A 4,263-nucleotide genomic window follows, 5' to 3' on the forward strand; every position below is an offset into this window, starting at 1 on the left:
GACTACAAGTGCGCCAACGAGCTGTTCATTCGCTGGGATGGGGAGGAATTGGCCGTTGGCGAGCGCTATGAAGTCTTTCCGTCGACTGGCGAAGCTTTGGCCGGCAGGCGGATTTAAGCCAAGGGGGGAATTGGGGTGCACTTGGTCAATCTCACTCCGCATGACATCGTTGTTTTTTCGGGAAACGGCGAAAAAGTTGTCATTCCAAAATCCGGACAGACCGTCCGGATAACAAGTGTTGCCGTTCCCGCCAGCTACGTGCTGGTCGGAACCACGGAAATTCCGTTGGTCGAAACGCGGTTCGGCGACATTGAAGGGCTCCCGGACCCCAAGTCGGATGTCCTGTACGTTGTTTCGGCCCTGGCCGCCCAGGCTGCGGCGGCCCAGGGAAGAACGGATGTAGTGGCGCCGGACACGGGTCCGGAGAGCGCCGTCCGGGATGAGAACGGAAACATTATCGGCGTCCGGAGGCTCACGCGGCCATCCGGGCCTCCGGGCTTGGAAGCGGTCTCCACTTCGGCGCTGGCCTCCGAGCTGGCGCGGCGAGGCGTTGGGGTCTCGTTTTTCCCGGGATAACCACCACAAGAAAGGGTTGATCGACCATGCCAATCGACTTGGAAAGGGACCGGGTCCACTGGCTGGACCCCAGCCAGGAGCCGACCTGGCCTTACTACGTGGAATTCGCGGACGGAAGGCGCGGGGAGGCGCTCACCCCGCATTATCTGATGGAACTTATCATTCACGAGGGATTCGCGGAACTGCATTGGGGCACTGATGATGGCGAAACCCAGACGTTTTATCTCCTGGGCGTAAAAATCCTCCGGGACATCGCGTCGGGTCCGTTGGTCATGGAGGGGATTCGGGCGACAGTCTACGACGGCGTCGGGCCGTTCTACGATCCCATCATCAGCCGGCACCCGGACGACGAGGATGAGGAGCTGGAATTCGAGAACATGGACGACCCGATCATCCTTGACGGCTGGGACCCCTGGACGGTGACGGCGAGCCTGATCCGGGCGGGGTACATCCGTGTTTTCGAGAAGTACCCGACCTGGAGCGGGGACGGTCCGTCGAGGAGAAAGAAATGTGATGGCTGCGTGTTCAACATGCAGACCGACTGGAAAAACGGCGAGCAGGAGGTCAAGTGCTACGCCTGGGACGTGACATGGGTCGGCGAGCACGCCGGGCACAACTGCCCCTATATCACGCACGGGGCGCCGTACCTGAAGTATCACGAGGTGCTGCCGGAGGAGTTGCCGGATCCGGCGGACTGGAAGGATGACTGGGTGCCGGTGCCCGAGCGAAAGACGGAATATCCGCTGTTCAGGCGGCGGAGGGACGAGGAGGTTGAGGAGTGAATATTTACCGGGGAGCCGGGAGACCGCAGCTTTATTTCGCCTACGGTTCCTGCATGAATTACACCGACATTCTCCGCACCGACCCGGCGGCTGTGTACGTCGGCCCGGCGGTGCTTAAAAACCACAGGCTCGCGTTCTCCCGCTACTCTTCTACTAGGAAAGGGGGTGTCGCTGACATCGTCCGCGAGCCGGGGGAATGGGTGGAAGGCGTGCTGTACGAGGTCCCGGACTTCGCCCTGCTTGACCGCCGGGAGGGGGCGCCGTTCTTTTACCGGCGGAAGCGAGTTCGGGTGTACCCGGAATGGCTCGGCGGACGGTGGAAATGGGCGTGGACATACGAAATTGTGGACAAGTCTCCGGTCGAAATCCAGCCTTCCCGGGAGTATGCGTTGCTCATCTGGGAAGGCGCGAAAGTGCTCAGTCTTGAGTACCGCAAGAGATTGAGAGAAAATTTACTACGAAAGGACAGGGTGAAAATCTATGACCAAACAGGATTTGATCGCGAAAGTCGCAGAAAAGTCCGGGTTGTCGAAGAAGGATTCGGCGAAAGCCGTGGACGCGCTCTTCGAGAGTATCTCCGAAGCGCTGGCCTCCGGTGATAAGGTCAGCCTCACTGGGTTCGGGGTCTTCGAGGTCCGGGAGCGGGCGGCCCGCACGGCCCGTAATCCGCAGACCGGCGAGCCGATCGAGGTTCCGGCTTCGAAGGCGCCGGCGTTCAAGGCCGGGAAGGGCTTAAAAGAGGCTTGCCGGACGGCTTGAGCAGGTTGGTTCGAAGGTTGCAGGGCGAGGGCGGTCTCCTTCTCGCCCGAACCTTCCTAGCTGTCAGAAAGGGTGATGAACCGTGTCCGAAGCCGATCTGGCGTTAGCCCTTCGAATCGCCAAACAAGCGCACGCAGGGCAAACCGACAAGGGTGGGTGGCCGTACATCGAGCACCCGCTTGCCGTGGCGTCCATGGTTCACGGCAGCAAGGAGAAGATTGTGGCTCTGTTGCACGATGTGTGCGAGGACAGCGACATTGCGCTGGAAGACCTTCGCGCCGCTGGGTTCGATGATGATGTGATCGAAGCGGTTCGAGCGATCACGAAGATGAAGGGTGAGAGCTATGATGCGTACCTCGCGCGTGTAGCGGCCAATCCGATCGCTAGAGCGGTCAAAATTGCGGATCTGAGGCACAACTGTGACCTGAGCCGGATTTCGAACCCCGGGCCAAGTGATTTTGCGCGAGTAAAGCGGTACCAAGCGGCGATTCGGACGCTTTCGGCTGCGGGGAATGACGGGTGGTGATGATGGTTGCCGCGTTGTTCGTCTTGGTCGGAGCCGGTTTGTTGGACAGAAGAAGCGATTCAGGCGGCTGAACTGCCGTCCGCTTCTCCCGCTCCCCCTAACTAATGAAAGGGGGTTTTTCTTTTGGTCCGAAAACTGACCAGTATCGCACTTTGGATTCTGCTCGCCCTGGGAGCCCTCGGCGGCGTCGGCGCCATCACCCGGATGTTCGCCCCGGCCCAGGCGGACACGGCGGGGCCGCAGGATGACCACCAGGTGTCGGCGATCGCCCTCCACGCGGCCCGAGTCTGGCTCACGGTGCACAAAGGGGAGTCGGCCGACGAGCGTAAGGCGGCCGTCGCCGACCTCTGGCCGGGGCTCGAACCCCAGGACTGGACGCCGCCCACCCAGGACCAGACGCCGCGGGAAATGTATGTCCGGGACGTCTCCCGCCCGGGTCCGGGCTTTGCCGTCGTCTCGGTGGACGCCTGGTGCGACGTCTCGGACGGGCAGAAGGCCCAGACCCGGCACCTGGTGCTCAACGTGCCGATCTACAGGGCCGACACGGGGTACGTGATCACCGCGCCGCCGACGATCCTGCCGCCGCCGGCGCTCGGGCAGAAGCCGGCTCCAGCGGCCAAGGACGCGCCGCAGGACGTGTACGACGTGGCCACGCCGTTTGTGAGCGATTTCCTGCGGACGTTTCTCACGTCCTCGAACCCGGCGGACCTGGCGAACATGGTGGTCCCGGGAACTGCGGTTCAGCCGATGGGCGGGTTCGTGAAGTTCGAAAAGGTTGCGGATATGAAGATTCGCGATCTGGGGAAGGGGCACTACGAAGCGGTGACGACGGTGAACGTCTTGGACCCGGTCACGCAGACGGTGTTGCCGGAGCAGTTTCTTGTAGACTTTCTGAGGGACGACAAAGGGCATTTGGAGGTAGAGAAAGTTTGGCTGCACTAAGTCGATTCGTTGGTTCTGTGCTGTTGATTGGTGCAATGGGGGTAGGGAAGACAACCACGGCCCGGCTGCTGGAACAGCAGTACGGCTATAGGTGCTACTCCTTGGCCGAGCCGGTGCGGCGGGTGGCCGAAGCCGCCTTCCCCTGGCTGGCCTCCGAGCCGAAGTCGGTGCGGAGGATCTATCTTCAGCGCACGGGGCGGTTGCTGCGTGCGTTTCAACCGAACCCCATCCTGTACCATGCGGAGGCGGCCTTGCGGGCCGCTTCTGCGCCGTTGGTCATCGACGACGGCCGGACGGTAGAGGAAGCCGAATGGGCCGGGAGGCACGGGTTGGCGGTGGTGGTCTTGACGTGTGACGAGAGGGAACGCAGGAGGCGGCTCATCGAACGCGACGGAACGTTGCCGGATCCCCGCACCTTTCAGGACAGGACGGAACGGGAGTGGCGGAAAGCAGACGCCCCCCGGGTGGACACGACGCACCTGAGCCCGGATGAGGTGGCGAAGGCGGTGCTGGAGCTTATCTGATTGTTGGAGGCGGTTCGAAATGGCTGTACCGAAGCAAGCATCGGCTGACGAGGCGGTTGTGCTCACGATTTTCCACGCCCCGCCTCCGGGCCTCAACGCCCAAGAAAGGATGCACTGGGCGAAGAGGCGGGAGTTGCGCAGGTTGTGGGCAGAA

7 protein-coding genes are annotated in these 4,263 nt (G+C 62.0%); all 7 read left to right on the top strand.

Annotated elements, in window-relative coordinates; genetic code table 11:
* Positions 1-135 precede the first annotated feature (135 nt).
* Complete coding sequence (locus K6T64_RS16345) at positions 136-576, top strand: hypothetical protein (RefSeq protein WP_288011194.1); 441 nt, start codon at positions 136-138, stop codon at positions 574-576.
* Between the two features lie 26 nt (positions 577-602).
* Positions 603-1,358: a hypothetical protein gene (locus K6T64_RS16350; protein ID WP_288011197.1), complete on the top strand. Its 756-nt coding sequence runs from the start codon at positions 603-605 to the stop codon at positions 1,356-1,358.
* Positions 1,355-1,957, top strand: coding sequence for a gamma-glutamylcyclotransferase family protein (locus tag K6T64_RS16355; protein WP_288011199.1), 603 nt, complete (start codon positions 1,355-1,357; stop codon positions 1,955-1,957). The genes K6T64_RS16350 and K6T64_RS16355 overlap by 4 nt, the downstream gene beginning before the upstream one ends.
* Positions 1,839-2,117, top strand: coding sequence for an HU family DNA-binding protein (locus tag K6T64_RS16360; RefSeq protein WP_288011201.1), 279 nt, complete (start codon positions 1,839-1,841; stop codon positions 2,115-2,117). Before K6T64_RS16355 ends, K6T64_RS16360 begins: the two co-directional genes overlap by 119 nt.
* An 82-nt stretch (positions 2,118-2,199) precedes the next feature.
* Entirely contained in the window at positions 2,200-2,643 is a 444-nt protein-coding gene (locus tag K6T64_RS16365; protein WP_288011204.1) for an HD domain-containing protein, read from the top strand.
* Positions 2,644-2,766: 123 nt separating this feature from the next.
* Positions 2,767-3,585: a conjugal transfer protein gene (locus K6T64_RS16370; protein ID WP_288011207.1), complete on the top strand. Its 819-nt coding sequence runs from the start codon at positions 2,767-2,769 to the stop codon at positions 3,583-3,585.
* Entirely contained in the window at positions 3,573-4,109 is a 537-nt protein-coding gene (locus K6T64_RS16375; RefSeq protein ID WP_288011210.1) for an AAA family ATPase, read from the top strand. Before K6T64_RS16370 ends, K6T64_RS16375 begins: the two co-directional genes overlap by 13 nt.
* Positions 4,110-4,263 lie beyond the last annotated feature (154 nt).

The organism is Kyrpidia sp., from assembly GCF_023512215.1.
GTDB classification, from domain to species: Bacteria; Bacillota; Bacilli; order Kyrpidiales; family Kyrpidiaceae; genus Kyrpidia; species Kyrpidia spormannii.